Annotated in this window: 14 protein-coding genes; all 14 read left to right on the forward strand. The window is 67.7% G+C overall.

All coding sequences use genetic code 11. From position 1 onward, the window contains the following. Positions 1 to 59 precede the first annotated feature (59 nt). Positions 60 to 851 carry an SMC-Scp complex subunit ScpB gene (scpB, locus tag AC3A6J_RS05005; protein ID WP_487858811.1) on the forward strand — a complete coding sequence of 264 codons (792 nt, stop codon included), beginning with the start codon at positions 60 to 62 and terminating at the stop codon, positions 849 to 851. After that, the gene (locus AC3A6J_RS05010) at positions 848 to 2,614 is read left to right on the forward strand and encodes a pseudouridine synthase (RefSeq protein ID WP_487858812.1); all 1,767 of its coding nucleotides are present in this window, start codon (positions 848 to 850) and stop codon (positions 2,612 to 2,614) included. Before scpB ends, AC3A6J_RS05010 begins: the two co-directional genes overlap by 4 nt. A 151-nt stretch (positions 2,615 to 2,765) precedes the next feature. Continuing rightward, positions 2,766 to 3,191, forward strand: coding sequence for a nucleoside-diphosphate kinase (gene ndk / locus AC3A6J_RS05015; protein ID WP_487858813.1), 426 nt, complete (start codon positions 2,766 to 2,768; stop codon positions 3,189 to 3,191). A gap of 21 nt (positions 3,192 to 3,212) precedes the next feature. Then, on the forward strand, positions 3,213 to 4,361 hold the full coding sequence (gene rlmN / locus AC3A6J_RS05020; protein WP_487858814.1) for a dual-specificity RNA methyltransferase RlmN: 1,149 nt from the start codon (positions 3,213 to 3,215) through the stop codon (positions 4,359 to 4,361). Between the two features lie 4 nt (positions 4,362 to 4,365). Then, positions 4,366 to 5,220 carry a type IV pilus biogenesis/stability protein PilW gene (gene pilW / locus AC3A6J_RS05025; protein WP_487858815.1) on the forward strand — a complete coding sequence of 285 codons (855 nt, stop codon included), beginning with the start codon at positions 4,366 to 4,368 and terminating at the stop codon, positions 5,218 to 5,220. Next, complete coding sequence (locus tag AC3A6J_RS05030) at positions 5,213 to 6,184, forward strand: helix-turn-helix domain-containing protein (RefSeq protein WP_487858816.1); 972 nt, start codon at positions 5,213 to 5,215, stop codon at positions 6,182 to 6,184. Before pilW ends, AC3A6J_RS05030 begins: the two co-directional genes overlap by 8 nt. Further along, positions 6,181 to 7,464 carry a flavodoxin-dependent (E)-4-hydroxy-3-methylbut-2-enyl-diphosphate synthase gene (gene ispG, locus AC3A6J_RS05035; protein ID WP_487858817.1) on the forward strand — a complete coding sequence of 428 codons (1,284 nt, stop codon included), beginning with the start codon at positions 6,181 to 6,183 and terminating at the stop codon, positions 7,462 to 7,464. Before AC3A6J_RS05030 ends, ispG begins: the two co-directional genes overlap by 4 nt. A gap of 12 nt (positions 7,465 to 7,476) precedes the next feature. Next, the gene (hisS, locus tag AC3A6J_RS05040; protein ID WP_487858818.1) at positions 7,477 to 8,802 is read left to right on the forward strand and encodes a histidine--tRNA ligase; all 1,326 of its coding nucleotides are present in this window, start codon (positions 7,477 to 7,479) and stop codon (positions 8,800 to 8,802) included. A 5-nt stretch (positions 8,803 to 8,807) separates the two neighbouring features. Continuing rightward, positions 8,808 to 9,500 (forward strand): YfgM family protein, encoded by a 693-nt coding sequence (locus AC3A6J_RS05045; protein WP_487858819.1) that lies wholly within the window; start codon positions 8,808 to 8,810, stop codon positions 9,498 to 9,500. Positions 9,501 to 9,507: 7 nt separating this feature from the next. Beyond that, positions 9,508 to 10,650, forward strand: coding sequence for an outer membrane protein assembly factor BamB (gene bamB, locus AC3A6J_RS05050; protein ID WP_487858820.1), 1,143 nt, complete (start codon positions 9,508 to 9,510; stop codon positions 10,648 to 10,650). 48 nt (positions 10,651 to 10,698) lie between these two features. Further along, on the forward strand, positions 10,699 to 12,042 hold the full coding sequence (gene der / locus AC3A6J_RS05055; RefSeq protein ID WP_487858821.1) for a ribosome biogenesis GTPase Der: 1,344 nt from the start codon (positions 10,699 to 10,701) through the stop codon (positions 12,040 to 12,042). A gap of 164 nt (positions 12,043 to 12,206) precedes the next feature. Continuing rightward, positions 12,207 to 12,452, forward strand: a complete 246-nt coding sequence (gene hfq, locus AC3A6J_RS05060; RefSeq protein ID WP_056582504.1) for an RNA chaperone Hfq — start codon at positions 12,207 to 12,209, stop codon at positions 12,450 to 12,452. Between the two features lie 54 nt (positions 12,453 to 12,506). Continuing rightward, positions 12,507 to 13,676, forward strand: coding sequence for a GTPase HflX (hflX, locus tag AC3A6J_RS05065; RefSeq protein WP_487858822.1), 1,170 nt, complete (start codon positions 12,507 to 12,509; stop codon positions 13,674 to 13,676). 74 nt (positions 13,677 to 13,750) lie between these two features. After that, a complete protein-coding gene (gene hflK, locus AC3A6J_RS05070; RefSeq protein WP_487859341.1) occupies positions 13,751 to 15,121 on the forward strand; it encodes an FtsH protease activity modulator HflK in 1,371 nt (456 codons plus the stop codon). Positions 15,122 to 15,133: the final 12 nt, after the last annotated feature.

Here is a 15,133-nt window from a genome sequence, read left to right on the forward strand (position 1 = left end):
TTCTTCCATCCTTGTGAGCCAGCGTCGCCCGACGCCTTTTCCCGGATAACGCAAAAAACATGAATACGGCGGATGCCAAGCGCATTCTCGAAACCGCCTTGATCTGTTCGAGCCAGCCGTTGCCGGTGCGCGACCTGCGCGTGCTGTTCGACGACGAGCTCGGCGCGGACACCATCAAGGGGTTGCTGATCGAGCTGCAGGAAGATTGGGCGCAGCGCGGCCTGGAACTGGTGAGCGTGGGCAGCGGCTGGCGCTTCCAGAGCCGCCCCGAGATGCGCGACCATCTCGACCGCCTGCACCCCGAGAAGCCGCCGCGCTACACGCGCGCCGCGCTCGAGACGCTCGCCATCATTGCCTACCGCCAGCCGGTCACGCGCGGCGACATGGAAGACATCCGCGGCGTCACCATCAATTCCCTCATCCTCAAGCAGCTCGAGGACCGCGGCTGGGTCGAGGTGATCGGCCATCGCGAAACGGTCGGCCGGCCCGCGCTCTACGCGACCACGCGCCAGTTCCTCGACGACCTCGGCCTCGCATCGCTCGACCAGTTGCCCCTGATCGAGACGCCGGCGCAGCAGGCGGCGCTGGTCGATGCGCTCGACCAGGCCTCGGGGCATCAGCCGGCGCTGCCGATGGACGGTCCGGTCGATGGCGACGGCGATGTCGACGCCTCCGCCATGGCCGAGCCTGGCTTCGACGCCAACGCACCCGGGGCCGCTGAAGCACCCGACGCCGCACCTGACGCCGCACCCGCGATCGGCGACGCGCCGCCGTCCGACCCCCTCCCATCCGAAGTCACGTCGTCCGACGAGACCGAACCCCACGCTGTTCCCCCCGGAAAAACCTCATGAGCCCTTCCGACACCGACGACGCGGCCTTCGTGCCGGTCCCGCCCGAGACGACCGATGCAGCCGCCCCGGCTGCAGCGAGCGAGAGCGAGGCGCCGAAGAAGAAGCGCGCGCCCCGCCGCAAGAAGGTCGCCGCGCCGGCCGCAGAGGGTGATGCGGCACCCGCCGCCGACGAGGCGAAGGCGGCCGAGCCCGTGGCGCAGCCGGCACCCGATGCCGAGGCTGCTGCACCTGCACCTGCACCTGCACCTGCACCTGCACCTGCACCTGCACCTGCACCTGCACCTGCACCTGCACCTGCGATCGCCGAGCCGCCCGCTGCGCCGCCGGCGGTGCAGCAGGAGGTCCGCGCGCGCGACGACGACCGGGATGATGAGGACGAAGACGACGAGGACGAAGAGCCCGACGAGGAAGAGGACGACCTCGACCGCGCGCGCCGCGCGGCCGAGCGCGAGCAGCGCAATGCGCTGCCGCCCGAGCCGATCCGCTTCGCGGACGTCATCTCGGGGCAGTTCGATGCCGACGAGGAAAGCCCCGAAGTGCCGCCGCTCAAGCGCGTGCTGCTGCCCGAGGCTGATTCGCCCAAGCTGCACAAGGTGCTCGCGCAGGCGGGCCTGGGTTCGCGCCTCGAGATGGAGCAGCTGATCCTGCAAGGCCGCATCTCGGTCAACAACGAGCCGGCCCACATCGGCCAGCGCATTCAGTACGGCGACCAGGTCAAGATCAACGGCAAGCCGATCCGCTACCGGATCGCGCCGCCGCCGCCGCGCGTCATCGCCTACCACAAGCCCGTGGGCGAGGTCGTCACGCACGACGACCCGCAGAACCGCCCGACGGTGTTTCGCAAGCTGCCGCGCCTGCAGCAGGGCAAGTGGCAATCTGTCGGGCGACTCGACCTGAACACCGAAGGCCTGCTGCTGTTCAGCAGCTCGGGCGACCTTGCCAACCAGCTGATGCACCCGCGCTTCGGGCTCGAGCGCGAATACGCGGTGCGCGTGCTCGGCGCGCTCAGCGCCGACGAGAAGAAGCGCCTGCTCGAAGGCGTGCGCCTCGACGACGGCATGGCGCAGTTCGGCGCCATCGAGGAAGGCGGCGGCGAGGGTTCCAACTGCTGGTACCGCGTCACCATCTCCGAAGGCCGCAACCGCGAGGTGCGGCGCCTGTTCGAATCGGTCGGCCATGCGGTGAGCCGCCTGATCCGCATCCGCTACGGCGCCATGGTGCTGCCGCGCGGGCTGAAGCGCGGCGCCTGGATGGAGCTCGACGAGCGCGACATCAACGCGCTGTTCCAGGCCTCGGGCGGCGGTGCGCCGCGTCCGCAGCAGCAGCAGCGCGGTGCGGAAGGCCCGGGCGGCGGCGGTCGCAACGGACGCAACAAGAAGCGCCGCGGCAATCGCAATGCCGGCGGCCAGGCGCCGCGCGAAGAAGGCCGCGACCCAATCCCGAATCCGCTCGGCGACGGCCGCGGCCCGCGCGGCGGACGCGGCAACCGGGGTGGCGGCGGAGGCGGCGGCAATGCCGGCCCGGTGCCGCAGGGGCGCCGTGGCAACGACCGCGGCGGCCGCCAGGGTGAAGACCGCGCACCCGGCGGTGCCAGCCAGCCCGATCCGATGAAGACATCGCTCGGCTACATCGGTGCCGACAGCTTCTCGCGCCAGCGCAAGGAGCAGCGCCAGGGTCCCGGACGCCGCGGCGGGGGCTCGTCGGGTGGCGGGTCCGGCGGCGGCTTCGGCGGCCCGGGCGGAAACCGCCGTCGCGGGCGCTGAAAGCCGCCCGTCCAGCGCAGCCTTTCGCGGGGTTTTCACCAACCCCGGGGGCTGCGCCGGTTAAAATCAGAGGCTTTGTCGACCAACGGTGCAACAACCTTGTTGCTGCTGTGACAAATCACTTCAAAATCAAAGCTCAGGAAGCACTTCAATGGCTATCGAACGTACCCTCTCCATCATCAAGCCCGACGCCGTCGCCAAGAACGTCATCGGCAAGATCGTCTCCCGCTTCGAAGCTGCCGGCCTCAAGATCGTTGCCGCCAAGCTGGTGCATCTGTCGCGCAACGAAGCCGAGCAGTTCTACGCGGTCCACAAGGAGCGTCCCTTCTTCAAGGACCTGGTCGAATTCATGATCTCGGGCCCCGTCTTCGTGCAAGCGCTCGAAGGCGAGAACGCAATTGCCAAGAACCGCGACCTGATGGGCGCCACCGACCCGAAGAAGGCGGCTGCCGGCACCATCCGCGCCGACTTCGCCGACAGCATCGACGCCAACGCCGTGCACGGCTCCGACGCGCCTGAAACCGCAGCGAACGAAATCGCTTTCTTCTTCGCCGGCCTCAACGTCTACGCACGCTGAAGCCGCATTCCGGCTGATTTCATGACCACGGCCAACCTGCTCGAATTCGATCTCGAGGGGCTGGCTGCGTTCTGCGAAAAGCTCGGCGAGAAGCGCTTTCGCGCCACGCAGCTGTTCCGCTGGATCCACCAGCGTGGCGCGAGCGACTTCGCCCAGATGACCGATCTGGCGAAATCGCTGCGCGAGAAGCTCGCCACCACCGCGCGCGTCGAGGCCCTGCCGGTCCTCACGCAGCACGAATCCAAGGACGGCACGATCAAGTGGCTGTTCGACGTCGGCGACGGCAATGCCGTCGAAGCCGTGTTCATTCCCGAGGACGACCGCGGCACGCTGTGCGTGTCGTCCCAGGCCGGCTGCGCGGTCGGATGCCGCTTCTGCTCCACGGGGCACCAGGGCTTCAGCCGCAACCTCGGAACGGGCGAGATCGTCGCCCAGCTCTGGTTTGCCGAACACTTCCTGCGCAAGCACCTGAAGCGCGACGAACGCATCATCTCGAACGTGGTGATGATGGGCATGGGCGAGCCGCTGCAGAACTACGCGGCGCTCGTGCCGGCGCTGCGCACCATGCTTGACGACAACGCCTACGGCCTGTCGCGCCGCCGTGTCACGGTCTCGACCTCGGGCGTGGTGCCGATGATCGACCGACTCGGTGCCGATTGCCCGGTGGCGCTCGCGGTGTCTCTGCATGCGCCCAACGATGCGCTGCGCGACGATCTGGTGCCGCTCAACCGCAAGTACCCGATCACCGAACTGATCGAGGCCTGCAAGCGCTATCTGGCGCACGCACCGCGCGACTTCATCACCTTCGAATACTGCATGCTCGATGGCGTCAACGACCTGCCCGAGCATGCGCGCCAACTGGTGGAGCTGGTCCGCACGCACGGCATCTCGTGCAAGTTCAATCTGATTCCGTTCAACCCGTTTCCGGCCTCGGGCCTCCTGCGTTCGCCGCAGGCGCGGGTGCTGGCATTCGCCAGAACGCTGAGCGAGGCGGGGCTCGTGACCACGGTGCGCAAGACGCGCGGCGACGACATCGACGCTGCCTGCGGACAGCTGGCGGGAGACGTCAAGGACCGCACGCGCGCGGCCGAGCGCATGGCGCAGCGCCGCGCCGGCGAACGCACCATCGTTCTGCATCCGGCCCGCAAGACTGCACCCCAGGAGCACTGACCCCATGCGCATGGCCTTTTCGACGACGACCGTGAACCTGCCGCGGCTTGCAGCCGCTGGCTTTGCTGGCGTCGCCATGGCGTTCCTGCTCGGCGGCTGCGTCAGCACCCGCACCACCACCACCAGCCTTGCCGACAACAGCTCAAGCACGGGCAACCAGGTGGTGGCCGAATCCGACGAGGCCAACCGACAACGCCGTGCGCGCCTGCGCCTGGAGCTGGCTGCGGGCTATTTCCAGCAGGGCCAGACCAGCGTTGCGCTCGAGGAGATCCAGCAGGCGCTGGCCATCGAACCCAACAACGCCGACGCCTACAACCTGCGCGGCCTCGTCTACATGCGGCTCGAGAACCCCGGCCTGGCCGAAGACAGCTTTCGCCGCGCCATTGCGATCAATCCGCGCGACGCCGACGCGCGGCACAACTACGGCTGGCTGCTGTGCCAGCAGAAGCGCTATGGCGACGCAGGCCAGCAGTTCACCGGCGCGCTCACCGTGCCGGGCTATACCGACCGCGCCAAGACGCTGATGACGCAAGGCGTCTGCCAGCTGCAGGCCGGCCAGCGCGCGGAGGCGGAGCGCAGCCTGCTGCAGGCCTACGAGCTCGATGCGGGCAATCCGGTGGTGGGTTTCAATCTGGCGTCGCTGCTCGCGCAGCGCGAAGAATGGTCGCGTGCGCAGTTCTATATCCGCCGCGTCAACAACAGCCCCTCGGCGAGTGCCGAGACGCTGTGGCTTGGCATCAAGATCGAACGACGGCTCAACAATCGCGAAGCAGTGGCCCAACTGGGAGGCCAGCTGCAACGCCGCTTCCCGCAATCGAAGGAAGCCATCGCGTACGAGCGCGGGAATTTCAATGACTGAACGGGTTTCGGAGTTCGGCACTTCCGCGGCACTGCCGCTCGAGGAAGGCGACATCACGCACAAGACAGCCGGCGACTTGCTCCGCGAAGCGCGTGAAGCGCACGGGCTGCATATCGAAATGGTGGCTGCGGCGCTCAAGGTGCCGCCGCAGAAGCTCATCGCCCTCGAGGCCGACGACATCGCCGCGCTGCCGGATCCGGTCTTTGCGCGTGCGTTGGCCAGCAGTGTCTGCCGTGCCCTCCGGATCGATTCCGGGCCGGTGCTCGCCAAGCTGCCGGGCGCGCAGCGCGCGGCGCTGGCCGAGGCCGACCGCACGCTCAAGGCGAGTGTCGTCTCGCGAAAGCCGCGGTGGAACGGTGGCCGCAGCAGCGGGCTTCCGTCGCGCGCCTTGCTGACGGTGGTGGGTCTGCTGCTCGTGGGCGCGGCCCTGTTGTTCTGGCTGCCGCAGTCGGTCTTCGATCAGATCGGCGTTTCCATTTCGCGCTGGACCACCGAGGGCGGAGCCGAAACCGCGTCCGACGTCCCCGCCACGTCGGCCGGCACCGCAGGTGCAGCGGGCGGGTCGTCGGTGGTGGTCGAAAGCGCGGCGGTTTCGCCCGCGCTGCCCGCATCTGCAGCAGCAGGCCCGGCTTCGCCAGCGGCCGCGCAGCCGGTGCCCGGCGCAAACACCGCTGCAGTGGCTGCGGCAGCGTCGACGAGTTCCGCTGCGGCCGGCGCAGGCCAGCCGCTGGTCTTCGTCGCGCGCGAGGAATGCTGGGTCACGGTCACCGAAACCGGCGGCAGGGTCTTGCTGCGCCGCAACCTGCAGGCTGGCGAGACCGTCGGCCTTTCGGGTGCGTTGCCGCTGTCGGTGGTGGTGGGGCGCGCCTCGGCCGTCGACGTGCAGGTGCGCGGAAAGCCGTTCGACCTGAAGCCGTTCGCGCGCGGCGGCGGCGTGGCCCGTTTCGAGGTGAAAGCGCAATGACGACCGACTGCAGCCCGCAACCCATCGCCGCGGCCGCGCCCAAGCCGCGCCGCTCCCGCCAGGCCAGCGTGGTCTGGGGCTCGCGCATCGTCACCGTGGGCGGCGATGCGCCGGTGCGCGTGCAGTCGATGACCAACACCGACACGGTCGATGCCATCGGCACGGCCATCCAGGTCAAGGAGCTGGCCCAGGCCGGCTCGGAGATGGTCCGCATCACCGTGAACACGCCCGAGGCGGCGGCGCAGGTGCCCTACATCCGCGAGCAGCTCGACCGCATGGGCATCGACGTGCCGCTGGTCGGCGACTTCCACTACAACGGCCACCGCCTGCTCACCGACTACCCGGCCTGCGCCGAGGCGCTGAGCAAGTACCGCATCAACCCCGGCAACGTGGGCAAGGGCGACAAGAAGGACCGGCAGTTCGGCCAGATGATCGATGCCGCAATGCGCTGGAACAAGCCGGTGCGCATCGGCGTGAACTGGGGCAGCCTCGACCAGGAGCTGCTCGCGAGCCTGATGGACACCAACAGCCGGCGCCCCGAACCGTGGGAAGCCAGGCAGGTGATGTACGAGGCGCTGACCACCTCGGCCATCGAGTCCGCGAAGCTGGCCGAGTCGATGGGCATGGCCGGCAACCAGGTCATTCTGTCGTGCAAGGTGAGCGGCGTGCAGGATCTGATCTCGGTCTACCGCGAGCTGGCAGGGCGCTGCGACTACCCTCTGCACCTGGGCCTCACCGAGGCCGGCATGGCTACCAAAGGCACCGTGGCATCGGCCGCGGCGCTCGCGATCCTGCTGCAGGAGGGCATCGGCGATACGATCCGCGTTTCGCTCACGCCGCAGCCGGGCGAGTCGCGCACGCAGGAGGTGTTGATCGCCTCCGAGATCTTGCAGGCGCTCGGCCTGCGCGTGTTCGTGCCGAGCGTCACGGCCTGCCCGGGCTGCGGCCGCACCACCAGCACCACGTTCCAGGAACTCGCCAAGCAGATCGACGACTACCTGCGCATGCAGATGCCGGTCTGGCGCAAGAAATACCCCGGCGTCGAGGCGATGAAGGTGGCCGTGATGGGCTGCATCGTCAACGGCCCCGGCGAAAGCAAGCATGCCGACATCGGCATCAGCCTGCCGGGCACTGGCGAGGCCCCCGCGGCGCCGGTCTTCATCGACGGCGAGAAGGCCCTGACGCTGCGCGGCGACAATATCGCCAACGAGTTCCATCAGCTCGTCGAAAACTACATCGAAAAGCGCTTCGGCCAGCCCCAGGCTGCCGACGTCGCCTGACCACTTTCTCCCATGGCTGAAAAGATCAATGCCGTCAAAGGCATGAACGACATATTGCCGGCGAGCGTGCCGCGCACCGACCGCCTGCCCGATTCGGCCCTGTGGTCGTGGTTCGAGCAGACCGTGCGGCAGCTGCTGGCGCGCTACGGCTACCAGTACATGCTGACGCCGGTGGTCGAACCGACCGCGTTGTTCGTGCGCGGGCTCGGCGAGGTCACCGACATCGTCGAGAAGGAGATGTACTCGTTCACCGACGCGATGAACGGCGACAAGCTCACGCTGCGCCCCGAAGCCACTGCCGGCATCGTGCGCGCGATGGTCGAGCACAACGCGCTTTACAACGGCCCGCTACGCCTGTGGACGATGGGGCCGATGTTCCGCCACGAGCGCCCGCAGAAGGGCCGCTATCGCCAGTTCCACCAGCTCGACGTCGAAGCGTTGGGCTTTGCCGGCCCCGACGTGGACGCCGAGCTGATCCTGATGGTGCGTGCGCTGTGGCGCGAACTCGGGCTGGTCGAGGGCGAGCATGTGCGCCTGGAGATCAACAGCCTGGGCCAGCCCGCCGAGCGGCAGGCGCACCGTGAAGCGCTGATCCGCCATTTCGAGGCGCATGCGGAGCTGCTCGACGCCGACGCCCAGCGGCGCCTGCACAGCAATCCGCTGCGCATCCTCGACACCAAGAACCCCGCGATGCAGGCCGTGGTCGAGGCCGCGCCGCAGCTGATGGATTTTCTCGGCGAGGCATCGCGCGCGCACTTCGATGCGGTGCGCGGCGTGCTCGATGCTGCCGGGCTGGCCTACCGCGTTAATCCGCGCCTGGTGCGCGGCATGGACTACTACAACCTGACGGTCTTCGAGTGGGTCACCGACCAGCTCGGCTCGCAGGGCACCGTCTGCGGCGGCGGCCGCTACGACGGCCTGATCGGTCAGATGGGCGGCAAGCCCGCGCCGGCCGTGGGCTTCGGCCTGGGCATCGAGCGGCTGCTGCTGCTGATCCAGGAGCTGCGCCTGCCGGTCCCCGCTGCCTCCCCCATGGCCTATGCCGTCGTGCCCTCGGCCGTCGTGCTGCCGCAGGCGATGGTGGCGATCGAGCAGTTGCGCGCCGCCGGCGTCAGCGTGCTGCAACATGCGGGCGGCGGCAGCATGAAGACGCAGTTCAAGAAGGCCGACGCGAGCGGCGCAGGCTATGCGCTGATCTTCGGCGAGGACGAACTCTCGCGCGGCGAGGTCACCGTCAAATCCCTGCGCGGTGGCGACGGCGAACAGGTGGCGCGGCCCCTCGCCGACGTGGCCGCCTGGGCCGCCACCCTACAATCCCCGGCTGCTCCCAACACCTGAAGCGCATGGCAACCCATCTCGACCTCGACGAACAGGAACAGCTCGACCAGCTCAAGCATTTCTGGAATACCTACGGCACCCTGATCACCTGGGTCGTGCTGCTCGTGGCCGGTGCCTTCGTGGCCTGGAACGGCTGGCAGTACTACCAGCGCAGCCAGGCCGCACAGGCCTCGGCGCTCTACGACGAACTCGAACGCAGCGCGCAGGCCGGCGATGTCGAGCGCACCCAGCGCGTCCTGGGCGACATGAAGGAGCGTTTCGCGCGCACCGCGTACGCGCCGCAGGCGGGCCTGCTCGCAGCGAAGACCTTCTACGAGAAGGGCAAGCCCGAGGAATCGCGCGCCGCGCTCGGCTGGGTCGCGCAGAACGCCGCAGACCCCGGCTACAAGGCGGTCGCCAAGCTGCGGCTCGCGGCCGAACTGCTCGGCAGCAAGTCGTACGACGAAGCGCTCAAGCAGCTCGAGGGCGAAGTGCCGAAGGAATTCGAGCCGCTCGTGGCCGACCGCAAGGGCGACATCTACATGGCCCAGGGAAAGCGCGAGCAGGCACAGGCCGAATACCGCAAGGCCTGGACCGGCCTCGGTCCCACGTCGGACTACCGGCGACTCGTCGAATTCAAGCTCAACGCCTCCGGCGTGGACCCTAAGAGCCTTGCGCCCGTGATCACGGTCACGCCCGCCGCCCCCCAAACTTCCTGATCGCACCATGAATTTCAAGCGTTTCTTGCCGGAGTCGCGCGCACTGCGCGTCGGTTCGGCCATTGTTCTGGTCGCCATGCTCGCTGCGTGCTCCGGCACCAGCAAACCCAAGCCCACCGAACTGCCGGCGAACCCGTCGCTGTTCGGTGTGCGTCAGGCCTGGAGCGTACGCATCCCGGCGGTGAAGTTCCCGCTTGCCGTCGACGTGAGCGGCGACACCGTGACCGTCGCGGGCAGCGATGGCACCGTGGTCGCCATCGATGCCCGCGCGGGTCGCGAGACCTGGCGCGCCAATGCCGGCGCACCGCTGGCGGCTGGGGTCGGCAGCGACGGTTCTCTGGCCGCCGTGGTAACGGAGAACAACGAACTGGTGGCGCTCGAGGGCGGCAAGGTCCTGTGGAAACAGCGGCTCACGGCGCAGGCCTTCACCGCGCCGCTGGTCGCCGGCCGCCGCGTCTTCGTGCAGACCGCCGACCGCACCATCAGCGCCTGGGACGGCCAGAGCGGCCGCCGCCTGTGGCTGCAGCAGCGCACGGCCGAGAACCTCGTGCTTCGGAAGTCGGGCGTGCTGATCGCCGTGGGCGACACGCTGGTCTCGGGCATCGGTGGCCGCCTGGTCGGCCTCAATCCGGCCAATGGCTCCTCGCGCTGGGAAGCACCGATCTCGGCACCGCGCGGCACCAACGACGTCGAGCGCCTGGTTGACCTGACCGGCAGCGTGAGCCGTGTCGGCGACACCGTCTGCGCGCGTGCCTACTACGCCAACGTCGGCTGCGTCGACACGCTGCGTGGCCAGCTGCTCTGGAGCAAGCCAGCCATGGGCGCCGAGGGCGTGAGCGGCGACGAAGGCTTCGTCTACGGCACCGAGGCCGACGGCAGCGTCACGGCCTGGCGTCGCGCCGACGGCGAGCGCGCCTGGCAATCGACGCGCTTCAAGCACCGCGTGCTGACCGGGCCGCTGGCCGTCGGTCGTTCGCTCGTCATCGGCGAAAGCACCGGCACGCTGCACTTCGTGTCGCGCGAAGACGGCGCGCTCCTCAATCGTGTGACGCCCGACGGCTCCGCCATTGCCGTGACGCCTGTGCTGTCCGACAACACGGTGGTCGTGGTGACCGCCAACGGCGGCGTGTTCGGCTATCGCCCCGAATGATCTTCAGCAAGGCCCGACCATGAAAACCGCGCCAACGAAAGGCCGGCCATGAAGCCGGTCGTGGCCCTGGTCGGGCGTCCGAACGTCGGCAAATCGACCCTGTTCAACCGCCTGACGCAGACGCGCGACGCCATCGTCGCCGACTTCGCGGGGCTCACGCGCGACCGCCACTATGGCAACGGTCGCCAGGGCAAGCACGAGTTCATCGTCATCGACACCGGCGGCTTCGAGCCCGACGCGGGCAGCGGCATCTTCAAGGAGATGGCCAAGCAGACGCGGCAGGCGGTCGCCGAAGCCGATGTGGTGATCTTCGTCGTCGATGCCCGCGAGGGGCTTTCGTCGCAGGACCACGAGATCGCCAACGAGCTGCGCCGGCTCGGCAAGCCATGCCTGCTGGTGGCGAACAAGGCCGAGGGCATGCAAGACGGCACCAAGCTCGTGGATTTCTACGAACTCGGTTTCGGCGAGGTGTACGGCATCTCGGCCGCGCACGGGCAGGGCATCCGCGACCTGGTCGAACTCGCGCTGGCGCCGCTGAATCTTGCCGACCCGGACGACGAGTCCGACGAGGAAGACGTCAACAAACCGATCAAGCTGGCGGTGGCAGGCCGGCCCAACGTGGGCAAGTCGACGCTGATCAACACATGGCTCGGCGAAGAAAGGCTCGTGGCCTTCGACCTGCCCGGCACCACGCGCGACGCCATCAGCGTGCCCTTCGAGCGCAACGGTCAGCGCTTCGAACTCATCGATACCGCCGGGCTGCGCCGCAAGGGCAGGGTGTTCGAGGCGATCGAGAAGTTCTCGGTCGTGAAGACGCTGCAGGCCATCGAGTCGGCCAATGTCGTGCTGCTGCTGCTCGACGCGACCCAGGGTGTGACCGACCAGGACGCGCACATCGCGGGCTACATCCTCGAGAGCGGGCGGGCGGTCGTGATCGCCATCAACAAGTGGGACGCGGTCGACAGCTACCAGCGCGAGCAGATCCAGCGCCAGATCGAGACCCGGCTGCCGTTCCTCAAGTTCGCCTCGCTGCATTTCATCTCGGCCATCAAGCGCCAGGGCCTCGGGCCAGTGTGGCAGGCCATCGCGCAGGCCCACAAGTCGGCCACGCGCAAGATGTCCACGCCGGTGCTGACGCGGCTGCTGCTCGAGGCGGTGCAGTTCCAGGCGCCCAAGCGCGCCGGCATGTTCCGGCCGAAGCTGCGCTATGCGCACCAGGGCGGGATGAACCCGCCGGTGATCATCATCCACGGCAATTCGCTCGAGCACGTTACGGAGGCCTACAAGCGCTTCCTCGAAGGGCGGTTCCGCAAGGAGTTCGACCTCGTGGGCACCCCCCTGCGCATCCAGTTCAAGAGCTCGCAGAATCCGTTTGCCGACAAGGACAACTGAGGGCGCTTGGCGACCGATGGCTGCTGATGAGCGATGAGAGGGCCGAAAGTTCCGGCTTTTGAGTCCCGTTATTTTTCAAAGGCCTTTGGCGTCGGCTGCTGCAGCGCGGAAACCCTGTGTTAAGGTCATCGCTCCAACAACTACTCTTGAACACGGAGAATATCGTGAGCAATAAAGGGCAACTCCTACAAGACCCGTTTCTGAACACCCTGCGTCGCGAGCATGTGCCGGTCTCCATTTATCTGGTGAACGGTATCAAGCTGCAGGGTCAGATCGAGTCTTTCGACCAGTATGTCGTGCTGCTTCGCAACACGGTGACACAGATGGTCTACAAGCACGCCATTTCCACCATCGTGCCAGGTCGTGCCGTCAACTTCTCGGCCAACGAGAACGACGACGCCGCAGCCTGATCGCGCGGAGCGCGGCGGCAACCCCGCCGCGCTTTTTCCTTATTGAATTCCCGCTTGTCTGATCTGAACTCCCGCCAGGAAGGCGCCGCCGTTCTCGTCGGTGTCGATTTCGGGTTGCCCCATTTCGACAGTGAACTCGAGGAACTCGGCCTGCTCGCGCAGACCGCAGGCCTCGACCCCGTTGCCCGTCTCGTCTGCAAGCGCAAAGCCCCCGACGCGGCACTCTTCGTCGGCAGCGGCAAGGCCGACGAGATCAAGGAGCTGGCCGCCATGCACCGCGCGAGCGAGGTCATCTTCGACCAGTCGCTGAGCCCGGCGCAGCAGCGCAATCTCGAACGCCAGCTCGACGTCGCGGTGTACGACCGCACCTTTCTCATCCTCGAGATCTTCGCCCAGCGTGCACGCTCGCACGAAGGCAAGCTGCAGGTCGAACTGGCCCGGCTGCAGTACCTGAGCACGCGCCTCGTGCGTCGCTGGTCCCACCTCGAGCGCCAGACCGGCGGTGCCGGCGTACGCGGCGGCCCGGGCGAGAAGCAGATCGAGCTCGACCGCCGGATGATCAACGAGTCGATCAAGCGCACGCGCGACCGGCTCGCCAAGGTGCAGAAGCAGCGCGGCACCCAGCGCCGCCAGCGCGAGCGCCGCGAGACCTTCAACATCTCGCTGGTGGGCTACACCAACGCGGGCAAGTCGTCGCTCTTCAATGCGCTGGTCAAAGCCCGTGCGTACGCGGCCGACCAGCTCTTTGCGACGCTCGACACGACCACGCGCAACCTCTACCTGGGTGACGCCGGCCGCAAGGTGTCGATCTCCGACACGGTGGGCTTCATTCGCGACCTGCCGCACGGCCTTGTCGATGCGTTCAAGGCCACGCTGCAGGAGGCCGTCGATGCCGACCTGCTGCTGCACGTGATCGATGCCTCCAACCCCCATTACCCCGAGCAGATGGCCGAGGTGCAATTGGTGCTGCGCGAGATCGGTGCCGAAGCCATTCCGCAACTTCTGGTGTTCAACAAGCTCGACGCCCTTGAAAGCGCGCAGCATCCGCTGCATCTGCAGGACGAAATGGAAATCGACGGCGCACAGGTCCCCCGCATCTTCCTGAGCGCACGAAGCGGCGAGGGCTTGCCCCTGCTGCGCACCGAACTGGCGCGTCGGTCGGGTTCGCTCGACGCTACGATGACCCCAGAAGCGGACACTGAATTGCACGGTGACGCCCATTGATTGGGCACAATCCCGCCACTGACAAGAGAACGAAGCGAATGAATGCAAAGCCAGCGTGGAGTGGGTTTCTGGGCATGTTCAACCTGAACGATGGCCGGTGGGGGCGTGGCGACGAGCCGGCCTCCGGTGGCGATCGCCCGAGCGGCAACCGGCCTCCCGACGCAGACCCACCGGGTGTACCTCCGCCCCCGCCTTCGGGCAACAACAACAACAACGGCAACCGCCCTCGCGGCCAGGGGCCGAACCAGGGCCCGCCGGACCTCGACGAACTGTGGCGCGACCTCAACCGCAAGCTTGGCGGCTTCTTCGGCGGCAAGGGCGGCGGCGGGGGGCGTTCCAGCGGCCCGAGCGGCGGTGGCGGCAATGGCTACCGGCCCGACATGAAGAATGCGGGCTTCGGCATCGGACTCGTCGCCGTCGTGGCGCTTCTCATCTGGCTCGGCACCGGCTTCTTCATCGTGAACGAAGGCCAGCAGGCCGTGATCACGCAGTTCGGTAGCTACAAGACGACCGTGGGCGCCGGCTTTAATTGGCGGCTTCCGTATCCGATCCAGCGCCACGAGGTGGTGGTGGTCACGCAGATCCGCTCGACCGACGTGGGCCGCGATGCGATCGTGCGCTCCACGGGCCTGCGCGAGTCGGCCATGCTGACCCAGGACGAGAACATTGTCGAGATCAAGTTCGCGGTGCAATACCGCTTGAGCGATGCGCGGGCTTATCTGTACGAAAGCAAGTCGCCTGCTGAAACCGTCGTGCAGGTCGCGGAGACCGCCGTGCGCGAGGTGGTGGGCAACATGAAGATGGACGCGGCGCTGGCCGAGGAACGCGACCAGATCGCGCCGCGCGTGCGCACGCTGATGCAGACCATTCTCGACCGCTACAAGGTCGGCGTCGAAGTCGTCAACATCAACCTGCAGCAGGGCGGTGTGCGTCCGCCCGAGCAGGTGCAGGCGGCTTTCGACGACGTGCTCAAGGCCGGCCAGGAACGTGAGCGTGCCAAGAACGAGGCGCAGGCCTATGCCAACGACGTGGTGCCGCGCGCAACGGGTACCGCTTCGCGCCTCCAGGAAGAATCCGAGGCCTACAAGGCGCGCATCGTTGCGCAGGCGCAGGGTGATTCCGGCCGCTTCGCCGCGGTGCTGGCCGAGTACCAGAAGGCCCCGCAGGTCACGCGCGACCGCATGTACACCGACGCGATGCAACAGATCTACGCCAGCACCACCAAGGTGCTGGTCGACACCAAGCAGGGCTCGAACCTGCTGTACCTGCCGCTCGACAAGCTCATGCAGCAAAGCGGCGGCAACCAGGCCGTCACGCCGGTCGATGCCGCCAGCCCCAGCGTGGCCGGCACGGCGCCGCCGCAATCGTCGGTGATCCCGGTGGCGCCCACTTCGGGCGACAACCGAGCCCGCGACGGCCGCTCGCGCGACCGCGACGTGCGTTGAACAGGCCAGGAA

Source organism: Variovorax sp. Soil_C_39 (genome assembly GCF_057656815.1).

Coding starts and splice junctions, on each gene's coding strand:
- bamB (WP_487858820.1), top strand. CDS start 9,508: ATGAATTTCAAGCGTTTCTTGCCGGAGTCGCGCGCACTGCGCGTCGGT.
- hisS (WP_487858818.1), top strand. CDS start 7,477: ATGGCTGAAAAGATCAATGCCGTCAAAGGCATGAACGACATATTGCCG.
- rlmN (WP_487858814.1), top strand. CDS start 3,213: ATGACCACGGCCAACCTGCTCGAATTCGATCTCGAGGGGCTGGCTGCG.
- AC3A6J_RS05030 (WP_487858816.1), top strand. CDS start 5,213: ATGACTGAACGGGTTTCGGAGTTCGGCACTTCCGCGGCACTGCCGCTC.
- der (WP_487858821.1), top strand. CDS start 10,699: ATGAAGCCGGTCGTGGCCCTGGTCGGGCGTCCGAACGTCGGCAAATCG.
- pilW (WP_487858815.1), top strand. CDS start 4,366: ATGCGCATGGCCTTTTCGACGACGACCGTGAACCTGCCGCGGCTTGCA.
- hflK (WP_487859341.1), top strand. CDS start 13,751: ATGTTCAACCTGAACGATGGCCGGTGGGGGCGTGGCGACGAGCCGGCC.
- scpB (WP_487858811.1), top strand. CDS start 60: ATGAATACGGCGGATGCCAAGCGCATTCTCGAAACCGCCTTGATCTGT.
- AC3A6J_RS05045 (WP_487858819.1), top strand. CDS start 8,808: ATGGCAACCCATCTCGACCTCGACGAACAGGAACAGCTCGACCAGCTC.
- ispG (WP_487858817.1), top strand. CDS start 6,181: ATGACGACCGACTGCAGCCCGCAACCCATCGCCGCGGCCGCGCCCAAG.
- AC3A6J_RS05010 (WP_487858812.1), top strand. CDS start 848: ATGAGCCCTTCCGACACCGACGACGCGGCCTTCGTGCCGGTCCCGCCC.
- ndk (WP_487858813.1), top strand. CDS start 2,766: ATGGCTATCGAACGTACCCTCTCCATCATCAAGCCCGACGCCGTCGCC.